This is a genomic window from Paraburkholderia xenovorans (assembly GCF_046030735.1).
Classification (GTDB): domain Bacteria; phylum Pseudomonadota; class Gammaproteobacteria; order Burkholderiales; family Burkholderiaceae; genus Paraburkholderia; species Paraburkholderia xenovorans_A.
The window spans coordinates 1-17,129 of the sequence record NZ_JAQQBV010000044.1 but is presented as its reverse complement, the minus strand read 5'-3'; the positions used below and the strand labels follow the sequence as shown (position 1 = coordinate 17,129).

12 protein-coding genes are annotated in these 17,129 nt (G+C 60.9%); 5 read left to right on the top strand and 7 right to left on the bottom strand.

Annotation, left to right across the window (positions count from 1 at the left end):
• Positions 1-6: 6 nt before the first annotated feature.
• The 4 genes from PQQ51_RS30140 to PQQ51_RS30125 all read right to left on the bottom strand — a co-directional run bounded on the left by PQQ51_RS30140 (position 7) and on the right by PQQ51_RS30125 (position 5,612).
• Complete coding sequence (locus PQQ51_RS30140) at positions 7-1,368, bottom strand: DUF3443 family protein (RefSeq protein WP_408500852.1); 1,362 nt, start codon at positions 1,366-1,368, stop codon at positions 7-9.
• Complete coding sequence (locus PQQ51_RS30135; protein WP_408500851.1) at positions 1,365-2,768, bottom strand: methyl-accepting chemotaxis protein; 1,404 nt, start codon at positions 2,766-2,768, stop codon at positions 1,365-1,367. Before PQQ51_RS30135 ends, PQQ51_RS30140 begins: the two co-directional genes overlap by 4 nt.
• Before the next feature lie 337 nt (positions 2,769-3,105).
• Entirely contained in the window at positions 3,106-4,056 is a 951-nt protein-coding gene (locus PQQ51_RS30130; protein WP_408500850.1) for an alpha/beta fold hydrolase, read from the bottom strand.
• A gap of 47 nt (positions 4,057-4,103) precedes the next feature.
• Positions 4,104-5,612 (bottom strand): flavin-containing monooxygenase, encoded by a 1,509-nt coding sequence (locus tag PQQ51_RS30125; RefSeq protein WP_408500849.1) that lies wholly within the window; start codon positions 5,610-5,612, stop codon positions 4,104-4,106.
• Between the two features lie 153 nt (positions 5,613-5,765).
• Between PQQ51_RS30125 and PQQ51_RS30120 the strand changes: the two genes are divergently transcribed.
• Positions 5,766-6,425 carry a TetR family transcriptional regulator gene (locus PQQ51_RS30120; RefSeq protein WP_408500848.1) on the top strand — a complete coding sequence of 220 codons (660 nt, stop codon included), beginning with the start codon at positions 5,766-5,768 and terminating at the stop codon, positions 6,423-6,425.
• A gap of 125 nt (positions 6,426-6,550) precedes the next feature.
• Here the strand turns inward: PQQ51_RS30120 and PQQ51_RS30115 are convergent, their stop codons facing one another.
• The 3 genes from PQQ51_RS30115 to PQQ51_RS30105 all read right to left on the bottom strand — a co-directional run bounded on the left by PQQ51_RS30115 (position 6,551) and on the right by PQQ51_RS30105 (position 9,581).
• Positions 6,551-7,747 carry a tetratricopeptide repeat protein gene (locus PQQ51_RS30115; RefSeq protein WP_408500847.1) on the bottom strand — a complete coding sequence of 399 codons (1,197 nt, stop codon included), beginning with the start codon at positions 7,745-7,747 and terminating at the stop codon, positions 6,551-6,553.
• Positions 7,748-7,826: 79 nt separating this feature from the next.
• Complete coding sequence (locus PQQ51_RS30110; RefSeq protein ID WP_408500846.1) at positions 7,827-8,507, bottom strand: PspA/IM30 family protein; 681 nt, start codon at positions 8,505-8,507, stop codon at positions 7,827-7,829.
• 426 nt (positions 8,508-8,933) lie between these two features.
• On the bottom strand, positions 8,934-9,581 hold the full coding sequence (locus tag PQQ51_RS30105) for a hypothetical protein (RefSeq protein ID WP_408500845.1): 648 nt from the start codon (positions 9,579-9,581) through the stop codon (positions 8,934-8,936).
• 484 nt (positions 9,582-10,065) lie between these two features.
• Between PQQ51_RS30105 and PQQ51_RS30100 the strand changes: the two genes are divergently transcribed.
• The 4 genes from PQQ51_RS30100 to PQQ51_RS30085 all read left to right on the top strand — a co-directional run.
• Entirely contained in the window at positions 10,066-12,567 is a 2,502-nt protein-coding gene (locus PQQ51_RS30100) for a penicillin-binding protein 1A (protein ID WP_408500844.1), read from the top strand.
• Between the two features lie 362 nt (positions 12,568-12,929).
• Positions 12,930-13,808: a lipid A biosynthesis lauroyl acyltransferase gene (locus tag PQQ51_RS30095; protein WP_459252353.1), complete on the top strand. Its 879-nt coding sequence runs from the start codon at positions 12,930-12,932 to the stop codon at positions 13,806-13,808.
• 487 nt (positions 13,809-14,295) lie between these two features.
• Entirely contained in the window at positions 14,296-15,615 is a 1,320-nt protein-coding gene (locus PQQ51_RS30090) for a cytotoxic necrotizing factor Rho-activating domain-containing protein (protein ID WP_408500843.1), read from the top strand.
• A 509-nt stretch (positions 15,616-16,124) separates the two neighbouring features.
• Positions 16,125-17,129: OTU domain-containing protein (locus tag PQQ51_RS30085; RefSeq protein WP_408500842.1), on the top strand; the 1,005-nt coding region annotated here is incomplete at its 3' end.

Genomic DNA, 17,129 nt, shown 5'->3' with positions numbered 1-17,129 from the left:
CTGGAGTCAGAACGCAATATAAGGACCGGTGCCGGCAGGTGTTTGGGCTCCGTCCAGTGCGAAGAAAACCGGGCGGCCCATGAAGAATGGCAAGCCTAACAAAGTGACACCGGGGTCGGGAGTATTTGTTCCGCCGGGAGGTCCGGATAGAAAAAGATTGACCGCCGAATTGGGGTAAGTCGCCTTGTATTGGTTCGGGTCCTGAAAATTCATTGTGAACGGGGCGCCCGATTTAGCATTGCCTGACGCATTGACTAACTGAATGGTCGCGCTCGAGGCGCTGCAATAATATTTATCGCTCAGTCCGGGCACGTCGCACTCAGCGAGATTTCCACCGCCGTTGTAGAACACGCCGGTAGAGCCTGTGTCGAAGCCCATATAGACGGGCTGGCCGTTGACGACAGCGAGTACAGAACTGTTCTCGTCCAACGGATGAACAATGGCACTGCCGAGCTGATTATTGCTTCTGGTGCCGATTCCAAAAACCAGCTTTCCCGTAAGGGTCGCAGCCCCCTCTTGAGCTTGGGGGAGTGAGATCAGTATTCCGTTGTTATCCGTATCGAACACGCTGACTGGATTGTGAATCTGCTCCGCAATCGGCTGAGTGATGCCGCTGCAAGCTGTGCCGGCGCATGAAAAATAGACTCCGGTAGGAGCGGTTGCAGGACTGGCGCAATCAGCGCAGTCAGCCGATCCGGTGATACCCAGAATGCCATTGGCTTGGGCCACACTTCGAGTTACGGCAACACCCTGGCTTGAACATGATGCGGGAACGTTCGGCACCGCTGCGTCGTTGATTATATGGACCGTGGCGTTACGGGCGCGCTCGATACCGAGTTTGATGTCCATTTTGCGGATTGCACCCCACGTATAGCCGGATCCGAATCCGGCGCACTCGGCTACGTTGGCTCCGGTCGGGTCTTTTGCCGTATCGTAAATGCTCGGGTCTTTGAGCGCCGAGGCAAACAGACGTAGCCCGGTCGACCTTGAGTCGAGCAGCACATGATCGATCGTTTCGCAATTCGTCGAATCTGGCTGGCAGATCGTAACGCTCACGTAGGGCACATTGGTTGCGTTTCCCAGCGGCCCTTTGTCGACTACGACGGGGATCGAGTTATCGAGCGCGAGTGGTGCGAGTGATGGTGTCGACGACGCGGGCGATGTGCCGGCGTTCTTGTCGATGCTGCCTCCACACCCGTAGAGCGCGGTGGCGATGCACACAACCAGAAGGTAAAACCCGATGATCTTCTTCATTGGTTCCAGCGAAAATTGTGGCGGAAAACCAATGCTATCTTTCGTCGGCTCTTCGAACTGTCGATTTATCTTTTGAATTGTCGATAATTTGTCTAAGGTATCCGAATCATTCAAACCTTATAAGCCAGCCGGACCGCACCCCAATGCCGGCCACCGACAAAGACCGGCGCGGACGCGTCCTTCATCAACACGAACTGGCCGCCGCCCATATCGCGCCGGTACGTCTGCAACAGAAAGCGCTTGGTGTGCGACGCCGCGGCGATCCCGGTGCGGTCGCCGAAGATGCGCCGGTTGCGGCAATTCGCCGTGTTCCACGCAACGTCGTCGCGCTGCGGCAACGAGAACTTGAGGTTGTGAGTCGGCAGATAACCCCGTGTATCGACAGCGGCACAAAAAGCGACGCGTGGATCGAGATCGAGCAGCGGTTCCTGAATGGCCGGCAACACACGATCTGTGAAAGCGGTAAAGCGGGTCACGAACTGCGCCGGATTGCTGCCGGCAACTGCCACGTACTGCTGATCGAATAGATCGTCGAGTGACATCTCGCCTCGCGCCACCGCCGCTTCGAATACCTTGCTGACCGCCGCGGCCGTTCTTTGCACCGCGTCGATGAAGCGGGTATCCGCGGTTTCGACGCCCGTCGCCGCTGTCAGTTCGATCAGCGTTTCCGATACGCCGAGCAGGTTGCCCAATCGATCCTTGGCCTGCACGAAGTTCTCGCTCGAACTCTCGACGCCGCTCGCTATTTCCAGCACCTGCGCTTCCAGTCCGTCGCACTGCGTTTCGATTTCGCCGGTCAACGCCGCGATCTGGCCCGCTTCGTTGTTGAGTTGCGCGATCGCGTCGCCCGTCGCGTGTACGACGTCGCCGATCTTGCGCGTGCCCTCGCGGACCCGATGCGCACGCGCGGTGTTCAACGAACCTTCGCTGATCAATTGTTCAGTCTGCCGGGTCAGTTGTGCGAGCGTCGTCTCGATCTGGCCGGTGGCCTGCGCGGTTTTCGCCGACAGGTTCTTCACCTCGGCGGCGACCACCGCGAAACTTTTGCCGGAATCGCCCGCGCGCGCGGCTTCGATCGCGGCGTTGAGCGCTAGCAGATGCGTCTGCCGGGCGATCAGCGAGATTTCCCCGGAGACATTGCTCACATGCGTCAACGCGCTGCGCAGCGCGGCGATCTGGCTCTCGATCACGGTCACGCCTTCCACCAGCCCGTGGATGTCGGCGAGCGACGCTTCCAGTGTGTGCTGCGAGTCCTGCACGCCGGTCGCGGCTTCGGCCGAGACGCTGCGCATTTCGCGCGCGGCTGCGGCGATCCGGTGATTGCCGGCGAGCGTCTGCGCGGCCGATTCGCGCAACGCGCGGCATACCTGTGCCTGATGTTGCACGCGTGCGGCGACTTCTTCGACGTGGCCCGATACGTCGCAGATCTCGATACCCAGTTTGCCCGCTTGCGCGGCAATATCGCCGACGACCGTCTGCGTACGGCCGGCCCGGCGAAAGCTGAAGCGCGTCATCGACGTCTCCTTGAAAGCGCGATTGGCGCGGTCATCCGGCCTGGATGCCGCGTCTTATCGATGCGTTTACGGCAAGCTTGCAGAAGACTTGATGCGGGGTATCCCGGAGTAGAACGCGCGTTCTACTGCGGCAGGTGGTTATCATGTGCGCTCGGTTTGCGGGCCGCAGATGCAAACCGCAGATGCAAACCGTAGCGTCGGTTCCCGCAGTCAACCCCTTCATCGCCGGCATTCCATGATCGACTCCTTCGCGCGCGTTTCGAGCTGGCAACAGCTCTATCACCTGTGGGAGCTGATCGTGATGCTCGGCAAGTTTCTGTGGGGATTGCTGCGGCTGCTAGGCGGCGGCTGAGCCCAGAAACGCGCGCAGATCCGTCATCACGCGCTCGGGCGCTTCCTCCATTGGAATGTGGCCGAGTCCCGGATACATCACCGAAGTCGCACCCGGAATGCGGCTTGCGAACTCGGCCGCGTGCGCGGTCGGTATCCAGTGGTCTTTCGCGCCCCACAGCACGAGCGAGGGCACGGTAAGCGTTGTCAGCACGTCGGTGTCGACTTCCTTGAAGTCGAGCGTCGGCACCATCTTGCCGATTGCCTCGCGTGTGCCTTCGCCGTGGAAGAACTCGACGTAGCGCCTGAGCGTCACCGCGTCGATCTTGCGCGGATCGCCATACACGTTGCGCACCGCGCTTTTGATGATGGCCTCCGGCAGCCACCACGGCGAACTCATGCGCACCAGCGCGCTGTTGAAGAGGCCGATGTAGATCGGCAGCTTCATCGGAAAGCCCGCCGAGTCGATCAGCACCAGCCGTTCGACGGCCTCGCGATGACGCACCGCGTAGTCCCAGGAGATCAGTCCGCCGAGCGAATTGCCGATCAACGTCGCGCGCGCGATGCCGAGCGCCTGCATGAAGGTGTCGATAAAACGGCGGTACGTGGGCAGGTTCATCGTTTCGATTGCGCCGGACACCGAGCGCAACGGTCCGGTCACGCCGAACGGCGGCAGATCGAGACGAATCACGCGATGCTCGCGCTTGAGTTCGTCGGCGACCCGGTTCCACGTATGCAGCGACGATGCAAAGCCGTGAATCATCACGATCGTGTCGCCCTGGCCTTCGTCGACGTAATGCACGTCGGCGCCCATGATCCTGACGAACTTCGAGCCGGCCTGCGTGTAACGCCGCTGCAAGTCCGCACGCGCGACGCTGGTGATGCCGAGGCGCGCGGCGAGCGAGCGCGGCGGCAACGGCGCGTGAGACGCGAGTGAGGTGGATTCGATGCTTGTCATCGTGTTTGTCTCCTTTGGTTTTTTTCTTGCCTCAGCCGCCTCGCGCGTCAACGCGCGAAACGATACTCGCGCGCCCGCACGCGCCGGGTGCGCTTGCGAAAGCTGAACGTGAAGCCCGGCCACAATGCGGTGACCTTGCCGCTCTTCGTCTGATACCAGCTATGGCAGCCGCTGACCCACACCGAGTGCTGCATGTCTTTCTGCAAACGCGCGTTGAACTCGCGCTGGACGTCGGCGCGCAGATTCATCGTGCGCGCTTTGCGGCGGCGCAGTTCGCGTAGACAATCGCCGATGTACTGCACCTGCGACTCGATCATGTAGATCATCGAGTTGTGGCCGAGTCCGGTGTTCGGGCCGACGATCATGAAGAAGTTCGGGAAGTCGGCGACGCTGGTGCCGAGATACGCCTCGGGACCGTCGCGCAGCCACATTTCGCCGAGATCCGCGCCCGCGATGCCGGTCACCTCGAACGGTGCGCGCACGTCGTTGACCTGGAAGCCGGTGCCGCAAATGATCGTGTCGGCGGCATGATGCGCGCCGTCTTCCGTCACGATGCCGTCCGCGACGATTTCGCGGATGCCTGTGGTCACCACGTCGACATTCGGCTGGCTGAGAGCCGGGTAGTAGTCGCTCGACAGCAGCACGCGCTTGCAGCCGAGCCGGTGGTTCGGCGTTAGCGTCGCGCGCAGTGCCGGGTCTTTTACGCGCCGCTCGAGGTAGCTCAGGCCGAACTTCATCGGCAGCTTCATCAGCTTCGGATTGACGACGAACGCGATCGCGCGCGCTTCGAGTTGCCAGTAGATCGCGTTGCGCACGAAGCGCTGCGTGAACGGCAGATGGCGGAACAGCCACTGCGCGCGCGGACCGACCGGCTTGTCGGGCTTCGGCATGATCCACGGCGCGGTGCGCTGGAACAGATCGAGATGCGCGACGCGCGGCTGGATTTGCGGCACGAACTGGATCGCGCTCGCGCCGGTGCCGATCACCGCAACACGTTTGCCTTCGAGCGGATACGCATGGTCCCAGCGCGCGGAATGAAACAGCTTGCCTTCGAAGCGTTCGAGCCCGGCGATCTGCGGCATCGCCGGCCGCGATAGCGGGCCGCTCGCGGCAATCACCACGTCGGCCTCGATAGGCTCGCGCGTGCCGTTCGCGTCGATTTCGACCTGCCAGAACTGCCGCGTTTCGTCGAAACGCGCGGCCACCACTTTCGCATTGCAGCGAATGAAACGCTCGACGCCGTACTTGCGCGCGCAATGCTTCAGGTACGCGAAGATCTCAGCCTGTCCGCCGAACGCGCGCGACCACGTGGGATTCGGCTCGAACGAAAACGAATAGAGGTGAGAGGGCACGTCGCAAGCGGCGCCTGGGTACGTGTTGTCGCGCCAGGTGCCGCCGATATCGCCGGCTGCCTCGTACACCGTGAACGACGTGATGCCCATCCGCAGAAGACGGATAGCCATGCCGATGCCCGCAAAACCGCTGCCGATGATGGCAATGCGCGGCGCAAATGAAGCGGCTGAATCGGCTGAATCGGCGAACGAGGTCGGCGTCACTACGGGTCTCCGGATAAGGCGTGATGGACTGTCTACATATGTCTACTGACGCATAACGCGCAGGGTAGACAACTGTACACTTCACGTCAAGATCGTTTAGAGTACGGCTATTAAACGCTCACACCGCGCTCCGATTCAAGACGCTGAAACTCCATGAACCCCGCCTCCGAGCCGATACCCGATGCCATCGTCGAATTGCCGCCCGGCAAGCGCAAGCTGATCGAAGCCGCGCTGCGTTTGACGGCGGGCGGCCGTAGTTTTGCGAGCCTCGGTTTGCGCGAACTGGCGCGCGAGGCCGGCTTGAATCCGAACACGTTCTACCGCCATTTCGACACGCTCGACGATCTCGCGCGTGAAGCGGTCGAATCGGTGAGTCGCCGCCTGCGGCCGATGCTGCGGCGTGAGCGCTGGCTGGCCGCGCACGACGAACCGCAAAGCGTGCCGCGCCGCGCGTGCGTGGCGTTCTTCGCGTTCGCGCTGGAAAATCGTGCGGCTTTCATGAGCGGGCTGGCCGAGTATCACGGCACGTCGCCGGCGCTGCGCGACGCGGTGCGCGCGAATCTGCACGAGGTGTCGGCGGAAATGGCGGACGACGTCGTGCAACTGCAATTGATGCCGACGCTCGCCCGCGCAACCGTCGACGAAATCTGCACGCAGATCGTGCTGCAACTGTTTCATCTCGCGGCTGAGTATGTCGACGGCGAAGCCGAGCGGCGCGATGCGCTGATCGGTTATGCGGAGCGTTTTGTCGTCAGGCTGTTTGCGGGGGCGTCGTTGCTTGCGCAAACTGAAGCGGCGACGGCGCTCAGGTAGCGGCAACGTTGCGACAGCATAAAAAAACAGGCTCCTTTGCGTGAAAGGAGCCTGTTTTCGTGGTGCGGCTCACGTATCGATCAGGTGCGCCGTAAGCCGTGGCCGTGCATCGCGTGCCTCGCGCGTCAGGTGTCGCTCCAGCCGCCGGAGTCGTCGTTGCTGCCCATATCGACGCCGCCGCCGCTGTTGTCGTTCCAGTCATTCGAGCCCTGGCCGAAGTCGAGTCCGCCGCTGTCGTTTCCACCGTCGTTGCCGCGGCGGCGCGTTTCATCGTCGACGATCACGTCGCGTTCGACCACGCGCTCACGCCCCGAATTCAACGCTTCGCCGAGCAGCACGCCGGTCAGCAGGCCGCCCATGCCGCCGCCGAATCCACCGCCGCCTTGCTGGACGATCACCTGAGGCTGCTGCTGATACGGTCCCTGTTGCGGATAAGGCGCTAGCGGCGGATTGCCGAAACGCTCGGCTTCCTGCGCATACGGCGACTGTTGCGAGGCGGGCGCCGCGGCCGCATACGGATCGGGCCTGCCGTCGGCGCGAGCGCGCAGGCTGGCGATCCGCTGCTCCAGTTCGTCGAGCGAATAGGGCGGCACCGGGTTCTTGCTGTTCGTGAGCGTTTCCATCAGCCCGCGTACTTTGTCTTCGGTCGCTTCGACTTCTTTTTCGAGCGCTTCATGACCTTGCGCGGTGGACAACTTCACGTCGAGTTTCAGCGAACGCACCGCGTTGAGCATGTCGGTTGCGCGCTTGAGTTGCGTGCGCCGTTCATCGTCGACGCGCGTGTCGTCTTGCGAGCGGGCGCGGCGCAGCGTCCAGCGCAACACCAGCGCAACCACGCCGATCACGAGGATGATGCCGATCCACAAGCCGATGCCAGGACCATGCCGCTGCGGTGCCTGCGAGACCATTGCCGATTGCTGCTGAACGGCCGGCGCATTCTGCTGCACGAACGGATTGGGCGCGCGGCTCGTGGTATTGCCGCCTGCGCCGCCGGCCCGTTCCGCGTCCTTGCGGATGCGCGCTTCGGTCTGCGCGAAGCGGGTGGGGTCGGTGAAGCGGATTTGCGGATCGAGCGTCTTCGCCTGTTGGACCTGCGCGAGCGCGTCGGCATAACGGCCCTCGCGATCGAGCACCTGGCTGTACAGGTAGTGCGCGCGAGCGTTGTTCGGATGGGCCTGCAGGACTTCGCTCAAACCGGCATCGGCCTGCTGCCAGTTACCCTGCGACATCGCGGATTCGATTTGCTGCACGGTCGGCACGGCGAACGCCGCGGCCGACACGAACAGCAGGGAAGCGAATGCGCTTGCGAGAAATTTTTTCATATACGGACCGGGCGCGAGCGCCCGTCTCCTTGGCAATCGATTCCGGCGCTCAGTGAATGAACGCGACTTGCTTGCGCAATTACGACGCCGGCGTATTGATCTGCTTCTTCAGCGCTTCGAGTCGATCGTCGACAGACGGGCCGCGGTTCAGATCGGCGAGCTTGTCGTCGAGTGCCTTGCCGCTCTTCACGTCCGCCGAGTTCAGGCGTGCGTCGGAACGTGCATTCGACAGCGCAACCTTGTCTTCCAGCTTCTGGAAGTCTTCGGACAGATTCTTGCCGCCGATGCCGCCCAGCGCCGTGGCCGCCACGTCCTTCGCCTGCGCGATCTGCTGTTTGGCTTGCAGGATGTTCGAGCGTGCGTTCAGGTCGTTACGGCGCGTACGCATGTCTTCGATCTGGCTCTTCAACTGCGCAACCGACGGCTCCAGCGTAGTCAGTTCCTTCGCGAGTGCATCGCGTTCGGCTTCGGCGGTAGCTTGCGCGCCGAGTGCTTCGCGGGCCAGCGTTTCGTCGCCCGATTGCAGCGCGCGCCGTGCGCCGTCTTCGTATTTCTTCGCCTTGTCCGCGGCGACGTCGCGCTTGCTTTGCTGCGTGGCGACTTGTGCCTGAATCTCGATCAGCGAGTTTTCCGCTTTGGCGATGCTCTCGTCGAGTTCGCGCACGATCTGGCGCGAGTCGCGCGACGGGTCTTGCACCGAATCGGCTGCATCGTTCAGGAGACCTTTAAGCGTCCGCGAAATGCTGTCAAAAAGCGACATGAAAACCTCCAAAGAATGTAATCGGCGCTGAAGAATCCCCGCGCGCTCAACTGAGTTCCACTGCTACTGTACGCCGCCCCGCGCAAAGCTGCGCAGTGGCGGTCCGGAGTTCGGGGCGCATACGCCGATTGCAATACCGGCCCTGCAAATTGTTCGTTTTCGCAAGCGAGCGATGCAAACGGCTCCGGCTGTCAAAACACTTACGCGCCATTCAGCAGATCGCGGATATTACACCACGCAGTCTCTTAAAAACGCCTTAAAGGGCAGCATGAGCGACGTGCGAACTGTGCGCGTAATGCGTGTCGCGCGGATGAACGGCAAGTGCGCAAACGTGCATACGAGACGGCGATCTCCAGCAGGGATGGCTGCTTGTGCCGGCCGGATAGCGAAAGGCCGGCACGCTCGCGAGTGACGACTGATTTCTCATCACGCGAAGCGGCCGCCTTCGGCGCTCGGATCGCTTTGCGCGCCGTCTTCGTCCTGTGCGCTGTCGAGGCGTGGGCGCTTGAACACGCTGCTGCGCAACGGCGTTTCGTTTTCTGTCTGCTCAGGCGAGGATTGCGCCACGGCGGCGGCTTTCGCGGCCGCGACGCGAGCGACGGCTTCGGCTGCCGCCACGGCTTCTTCGTCGGCGTCGGCGGCTAGCGCGGCGAGCACGTCGGCGGGCAGCAAGGGCGCGGGATCGGTCGCGGCCGCGCGCGGTAGCGGGTTATGCGTTGCTGCGCCGGCAGCAGGTTTTTGCTGTGCGCGCGCCGCGGCTGAGTGGTTGTCTGTGGAGGCCGGATTTTCGGCTTCGTCGCGAGTCTGTAAAAGCGGGGGTTGCGCGGCGCGCGCGTGGCGGGTGCCGCGCGCCACGCGCTGTAACGCGGCGTCGAGCGCATCCGGTGCGCGCGGCGCACGCAGGCGGTCGACGATGCTCGCCGCTTTCACCTGTTCGCTGGTCGCGCCGAAGCTCAACACCGCGCGCCGCATCAGCTCGCTGACGCTAATGCCCAGGTTCTCGGCGGTGGCAGCGATCGCGCGTTTCTGCGCGGTCGTGACGAAAACGACGATGCGTTCGCTGGGCTTGTTCATAATCGGCTCGCATACTTGTTGGCATTGGCGATCTCGGACTCGCATTTGACGTGCAGCGTAGCGCGCATGGCTGGCCGGTTGCGCGCCGAGTCCATCATATGACGAGTTGCCCCGATGCGGAACGGGCGCGACATGAAAATCCCGTGACATCAACGAGTTGTAGCGTTTCCGGCGAGCTTGTCCACAGGTCTGTGAACAGTTTCTGTTGATAACTCTGGTGGCCTGGAGCGCCGTACTCGTGTGTTTGCCGGGATATACCTTGTCGGCCCCGCGCGAAGGGAATTCTTACAAAAAAACTATCTTGGACCGCGCCTGATTTCTTTAGAATGCGCTGTTACGTTGCGCCGGATACTGCCCAGGGCGCGCTGTGCGGCCACTCGGGGCATAGGGCCGCGCCGCGTTGTACGCCTCATGCAGTCCATGATCCCTACGCACGCCGGAGCGTGCGTAGAAGGCGTTCAGTCACGCGCCCACTATTCCAGTCATGCCAATCATCAAACGACCGCATTCGTCCAATTCCCCGTCCGGTGAAGACCGCGACTCCTACCACCGCACTCCAGGCCGCAACGCTGATTCGCGCGACGCACAGGAACGCCGCCGCTCGTTCGGCGCCACGCTGGTGATCTGGTTCGCCAGCCTGATCGGCACGCTTGCCGTCGTGGGTGCGTTGATCATCGGTTACGCGCTGGTGGTGATGGGGCCGCAACTGCCGTCGCTCGACGCGCTGACCGACTACCGGCCGAAAGTGCCGCTGCGCGTGTACACCGCCGATCACGTGCTGATCGGCGAATTCGGCGAAGAGCGGCGCAGCATCGTGCGCTTTCAGGACATTCCCGACCAGATGAAGAAAGCCGTGCTCGCGATCGAGGACTATCGCTTCTACGAGCATGGCGGCGTCGACTTCGTCGGCATTCTGCGTGCGGGCGTGTCCGACATCACGCACGGCGGCGCGTCGCAAGGCGCGAGCACGATCACGATGCAGGTGGCGCGCAACTTCTTTCTGTCGAGCGAGAAGACCTACACGCGCAAGATCTACGAAATGATGCTGGCGTACAAGATCGAGCGCGCGCTGACCAAGGATCAGATCCTCGAGGTCTACATGAACCAGATCTATCTGGGCGAGCGCTCGTACGGTTTTGCCGCGGCCGCGCGCGTGTACTTCGGCAAGGATCTGAAAGACATCACGCTGGCCGAGGCCGCGATGCTGGCCGGCCTGCCGAAGGCGCCGTCCGCGTACAACCCGGTGGTCAATCCGAAGCGCGCGAAGATCCGTCAGGAATACATCCTGAAGCGCATGCTCGAGTTGAAGTACATCAGCCAGGAGCAGTACGACCAGGCGGTGAAGGAAGAGATCCACACGAAGAATCCGGGTAACGAATACAGCGTGCATGCCGAGTACATCGCCGAAATGGTCCGGCAGATGATGTACGCGCAATACAAGGACGAGACCTACACGCGCGGCCTGAACGTCACCACCACGATCGATTCCGCCGACCAGGACGCCGCCTACCGCGCGGTGCGCAAGGGCGTGATGGACTACGAGCGGCGCCACGGCTATCGCGGGCCGGAAGGCTTCGTGCAATTGCCCGCGCCGGGCGACGACCGCGATCAGACGATCGACGACGCGCTCACCGATCATCCGGACAACGGCGAGATCATCGCCGCCGTGGTGACCGACGTGAGCCCGAAAGAGGTGAAGGCGCAACTGGTCGACGGTACGCAACTCACGATTACCGGCGACGGTTTGCGTTTCGTCGCGGGCGGATTGAGCGCGCGCGCCACGGCCGCGACGAAGATCAAGGTCGGCTCGATCGTGCGCGTTCTCGCGGACGACAAGGGCAACTGGCAGATCACGCAACTGCCGCAGGTGGAAGGCGCGCTGGTATCGCTCACGCCGCAGGACGGCGCCATTCGCGCGCTGGTGGGCGGCTTCGACTTCAACAAGAACAAGTTCAACCACGTCACGCAGGCGTGGCGCCAGCCGGGTTCGAGCTTCAAGCCGTTCATCTATTCGGCCGCGCTCGACAAGGGCCTCGGACCGGCGACGATCATCAACGACGCGCCGTTGTATTTCCCGCCGAGCACGCCGGGCGGCGACGCGTGGGAGCCGAAAGACGACGATCAGCCGGAAGGGCCGATGCCGATGCGCCTCGCGTTGCAGAAGTCGAAGAACCTGGTGTCGATCCGGATCCTGTCGTTCATCGGCACCAAGTACGCGCAGGATTTCGTTACGCAGCGTTTCGGTTTCGATGCCGACAAGACGCCGCCGTATTTGCCGATGGCGCTCGGCGCGGGGCTCGTCACGCCGTTGCAGTCGGCGGGTGCGTATTCGGTGTTCGCGAACGGCGGCTACCGGATCAATCCGTATCTGATCAATGAAGTGACGGACGCGCGCGGCGAGCCGCTGTCGAAGGCGCAGCCGCTGACCGCCGGCCGCGACGCGCCGCGCACGCTCGAGCCGCGTAACGCGTACATCATGAACAGCCTGCTGCACTCGGTCGCGACGGCCGGCACGGGGGCGGGCACCAATGTGCTGCACCGTTCGGACTTGCAGGGCAAAACCGGCACGACGAACGACGCAAAGGACGGCTGGTTCGCCGGTTATCAGCAGTCGCTGGTGGCGGTCGCGTGGATGGGTTACGACCAGCCAAAGACGCTCGGCAGCCGCGAATTCGGCGCGCAGCTTGCGTTGCCGATCTGGGTCGAGTACATGCAGCGCGCGTTGCGTGGCGTGCCGCAAGCCGAGCCCGGGCAGCCCGACGGCGTGACCGCGGTCGACGGCGAACTGTTCTACACGGACATGACGCCGGGCAACGGCTTTGTCGCCAGCATCGGTCTGGATTCGGCGAATCCGACTGCCGGCGCGAGCGATGCGGTGGGCGGCGTCGGCCCTGCTGGAATGACGCCGCCTGCGGTGCCGCCGCCGAGCGTGTCGTCGAACGAAAAGAAACAGATCATGGACCTGTTCGAGTCGAACAAGCCTTGATGCAAGTCGACGTGCGTGGGCGCGGCGCCCACGCCCACGCGTTTTCTGAAAAGTCGCAAGCGCTGCCTGGCGTGGCTTTCAGACGGCTATCACGGTGGCCCGTTTAGCAGATTTTGTTCCCGGCTGTCGCGGTGTGTTTTAATCACACCCGCGTTGCTTGCATGGGGGTCCGACAGGGGCCTCCGATTCCCGGCCGTTTCGGCTTCCAGCACCGTACGTCTTGCCACGAGCGAGGCGTCGATCTTCACCCCTGCGCCGCGCGACTCCCGGTTTGACGCGCGTGCACGTCACCCCGTCCGTTTGCAACTGAGATTGCGCGGGCGGCGTGTTTGCCACACAGCACCCAACGGGTTTCCCGCCTCGTGAAAAGTCGAATTCTCATCTGTCTGATGACAGGTTTGTTGCGCGCGTTCGCATTCCTGCCGTATGGCGTTGTTGCGCGTATCGGGACGGGGATCGGTGCGTTGCTGTACCGGATCCCGAGTACGCGCCGGCGCGTCGTGCATACCAATCTGAAGCTGTGTTTTCCCGATATGAGCGACGACGCGCGCGAGCGTCTTGCACGCGCGCATTTCTGCCATGTGATTCGCAGTTACGTGGAGCGTGGTCCGCAATGGTTCGGCAATGCGCAGGCGTTGGCACGACTGGTCGAGGTGGAGAGCGCGATCGATCTGAGCGACATGGAGACACATCCGACGATTTTTGTCGGCTTCCATTTCGTCGGCATCGAGGCGGGTTGCATGATGTATTCGACGCGGCATCCGGTGGCTTCGTTGTACACGCCGATGTCGAATCTGCTGCTCGACGCGATGGCCAAGCGCCAGCGCGGGCGCTTCGGCACCGAGATGATTCCGCGCAACGATAGTGTGAGGCGCGCGTTGCGGGTGCTGCGGGAGGGCAAGCCGGTGATGCTGGCGGCCGATATGGATTTTGGTCTGCGGGATTCGGTATTTGTGCCGTTTTTTGGCGTGCCGGCGTGCACGTTGACCTCGGTTTCGCGGATGGCGCGGGCGGGGAATGCGCGGGTTGTGCCGTTTGTGACTGAGGTTTTGCCGGGGTATCGGGGGTATAAGCTCACTATTTTTGACGCTTTAGCGGATTTTCCTTCGGATGATGTTTCTGTCGATGCCCGGCGGATTACCGAGTTTCTGGAGACGCAGGTGCGTCGGATTCCTGATCAGTATTATTGGGTGCATAAGAGGTTTAAGAATCGGCCTGTGGGGGAGGCGGGGGTTTATTGACGTATCGGACGCATTGCGTCTGTCCCGTCTTTTTGCAGGGCCCGAATTATGATCGGGTCCGATGACTTATGATTTTTGTTCCGGCGTCAGCAACAGGTTTCTCCACCGGCACGGTGGATCATGCTTCCCATAAAAATCCATCAATATTTTATCCGCCTACGCGTGATGCATCCCGGCATTGTCGTGAAGCGGGGCGTTGTCGCATGAAAAAGTTGTCATCTGGCCGTCATTCTGCTGAAGGTCGATCCTGCTAGACTTAATTTAAACTGCTTCGGATAAATTTAAGTCATGCGAAATGGTTTAACCGTGAATGCGGTTGTCAATCGTTGATGCTAACCAGTTCTTGATTTCGTCGTGCCGAAAAAGATGCGGTGTTGTGCTGCGGTGTTCGGAAAAATCCTGTTAAACCTCGTGAGAATAATCTTGTCGCGGTGAGAACGCGGGATATCTCTGAATATGAAACTGGATTGCGATCTGGAGATTTGCTATGCCATTTTATATAATTCCTAAATTCTTGGATTGTCAAAGGAATATCGGAAAAGGGCGCAGCGATATCCTGGCGCAAGACGCATTACAGGATGACGCCGATGAGACTGCCGCACAAGCATTATTATATAAACCGTTAACCTGGCAAGAGGCTGAGGATTACTCGCGGAATGCGGTGGCTGACTACGTCGCGCGAGACGAGCACCTGTCAAGGGACATGTCGGGACACTCCGCCGGGCCGGACAGCGGCGGCCTGCCGCCGGAACAGGACTATCCGACACCAGTTACAGGACCTGCAGAGGGTCAGAAGCGCCCAATTTCGAGAGAAATTTCCCACACCTTCCACAATGTCGGAAGTCGGGTCGGCGATTGGGTGGACGACCGCGCGCTGTCGATGAAAGCACTGTTTGCCGGAGATCTGTTGAAAGATGGTGAGGTGCGGCAACTTAAGGGAAGGGGCTTGATCTTCGGTGCAGTGGCCGACGAGCCCGATATCGAGTTTGATTTTGTGCGAACTGACTCGGTTGTCGATACATCCGGGTTGCCGCCACAAAAATTTTCTGGGGCTGAAGTTGCTCAAGGAGGCCGGCTGCAAGGAGTCTTCGACACGTCAGCCGGCAACAAGGTTACATCTAGATCCCGAAATGGGACAGTCATCGGCGTGTGGGGAGGGAAGAATGTACTGGACGAGGACGTGAGAATCTTCGAGATATCGAACGGCCTATCAGGGACGGTCGGGATTAAAATAAATTTAAATCAATTACTGGAGGGCAAACCTCTTATTGTATCGGCCGGTGAGTTGAGTGGCTGTTCGATGATTTACGCCGTCGATGACGATAACTTTTACGCATACCACGCGGGAAAGAAGGATGGAGACGAGCAATGGTTAACCAGTCGCGAGGGTGCGGCAAGCGCTTATAACGCTCACCTTTCCCTTTCGGGAAAGTCATTGCCCGATGTCGAGGTAAGCAATGGAATATTGATGGATAAGTCTGGGACGCCATTGCACGGTAATGACACCCTTGTCGATATGGTGTCGACGTACCGCCGGGGGACCATGAATTATTTTGGGAAAACGGGGGCTGGCGGTGTGAATACGAGGGCAGTGAGAGTAAAGAAAAATGTAAATATTTTTGATTATAACCGGATTAATCCAGCGTCTTGCGACCCCAGGGTGGGTATTGCTTATGCGGTACTTGTTAGAAAAAATGGAAAAGTGCGAGTGATAACGTACTCCGAGGATATGTCGATCAGGATTAAAGAGGATAAATGCAAAATCAGGACACTCGACAAATCCGAGTTCGTTCTTAAAGACTTTTGACTGGCCTTGTGGCGAACGTAAAGCGGCGTGGCGCGCTTTGTCGATGGTGCCTCAATGCTTGCGCCGGGTACTACATAGGGCGGCGTCATACATGTCGACCGCCGCGCGCTGCTGCGCAAACAGCGCGCCGCCGCGAAACAGCGGTTGCGATAAAGACGCGTCGATCCGGTCTGAATGTCGGGCCGGTCGCGCAGCAATCGTGACGGAATTGTCATGCGGCCATCATGTAGCCGGTCCTTTGCACTGGCTATATTTCAACTCAAATCCCCCTGTTTTCGACGACGTCGAAGCTTAGGTGCGGCCCATACAAAGCACCGGCAGGTGCGTCCTCGCCAACGAGCGGTTAGCCGGCATAAGCCCGAAATCGCTTGTGCCTAATTTTCCTGATAGAACCGGGTCCGTTATGAAAAGCGTCATTGCATAGTGGTGCTGTTGCAAGAACGGCGCACGTTGCGACCGGGCACCGCACGGTTCTGCTCAAAAACAACTATCCGATTCCGAGGTGGTTTATGCGCAGTTACGCAGAAAAGGATTCGACGAGCAAAACGAAGCGACGTCGGGATGATGAATTGGAGGGGCAGCACGATATTGCGGAATCGAGGTGGTTCGACCAGGCGGAGCGCATCGGTCGCAATGGCGAGTGGAACTTCGAACTGGCCGATTCCATGCCTTTTCTGATTTCGGAACTTCCTTGCTGGAAGGAAGGCGGCTTGGCGCTTTACGTCTGGAACGGTGGAAATCATACGTCTTTCGGCGAATCGACGCGTAGCGCCGGCAATGTGTATATCGAAGTGGCGGGGGGGCACTACTGGGCACTGATCAATGGAGAAAAAGTCTGGATTCCAGCAGACGGCAACTGCTTTTTCAACGCCATCTGGAAGTCGCTGCAGGCTTGCGGGGATATGGATGCGGTCAGGCGGATTTTCCGGGGCAACGTGCCGGCCAACGAGCGGGAGGCCTCCGATTACTTCCGTCGCGAGATCCGGCGCTACGCGTTCGATCATCCGGAGCTCGAGGCGATACTGTTGGGTGACGCCGACGGTCCGGCCGATCCCTGGCGTGCGCGGCGAAGCCCACCCGGTTTGCGCCAGCCAGACGCTCAGCCGGAGTGCAAATCGTCGAAAGTGGGAGATGTTGCCGGCAGTGCTATCAGAATCAGATTGAAAAACAACCGGTACAGCCCAGTGGTAAATGGTAAAGCGCTTCCGGCCCACTCCCTTATTCGCAATCGTGCGCCGGTGGTGGAGACATCCGGAGTACCAGGCGATCTGGACGAAACGGATATCGATGAATTTTTTGACGCACCGGACACCGCCGAATGGCTAGTCCAGGCTGGGCGGCCAGCGGTACATGCAGCCGGTCCAGAGGGCGGGCTTCTGACGCCGGAAAATAGTCAGACCCCTATGTCAGGCGTCAACCGTCGCTCCATTCTGTACAAACGTCCCACCCTGTGTGCCAGCGAAAGTCCCCGCGCGCGGAAAACCGTTCGATGGAATGCTTCCCTGGTCGAATCT

What these genes read in the sequence shown, in the direction of transcription:
- PQQ51_RS30135 (WP_408500851.1), bottom strand. Translation starts at nt 2,768, where the DNA reads ATGACGCGCTTCAGCTTTCGCCGGGCCGGCCGTACGCAGACGGTCGTC.
- PQQ51_RS30130 (WP_408500850.1), bottom strand. Translation starts at nt 4,056, where the DNA reads ATGACAAGCATCGAATCCACCTCACTCGCGTCTCACGCGCCGTTGCCG.
- PQQ51_RS30120 (WP_408500848.1), top strand. Translation starts at nt 5,766, where the DNA reads ATGAACCCCGCCTCCGAGCCGATACCCGATGCCATCGTCGAATTGCCG.
- PQQ51_RS30115 (WP_408500847.1), bottom strand. Translation starts at nt 7,747, where the DNA reads ATGAAAAAATTTCTCGCAAGCGCATTCGCTTCCCTGCTGTTCGTGTCG.
- PQQ51_RS30110 (WP_408500846.1), bottom strand. Translation starts at nt 8,507, where the DNA reads ATGTCGCTTTTTGACAGCATTTCGCGGACGCTTAAAGGTCTCCTGAAC.
- PQQ51_RS30105 (WP_408500845.1), bottom strand. Translation starts at nt 9,581, where the DNA reads ATGAACAAGCCCAGCGAACGCATCGTCGTTTTCGTCACGACCGCGCAG.
- PQQ51_RS30100 (WP_408500844.1), top strand. Translation starts at nt 10,066, where the DNA reads ATGCCAATCATCAAACGACCGCATTCGTCCAATTCCCCGTCCGGTGAA.
- PQQ51_RS30090 (WP_408500843.1), top strand. Translation starts at nt 14,296, where the DNA reads ATGCCATTTTATATAATTCCTAAATTCTTGGATTGTCAAAGGAATATC.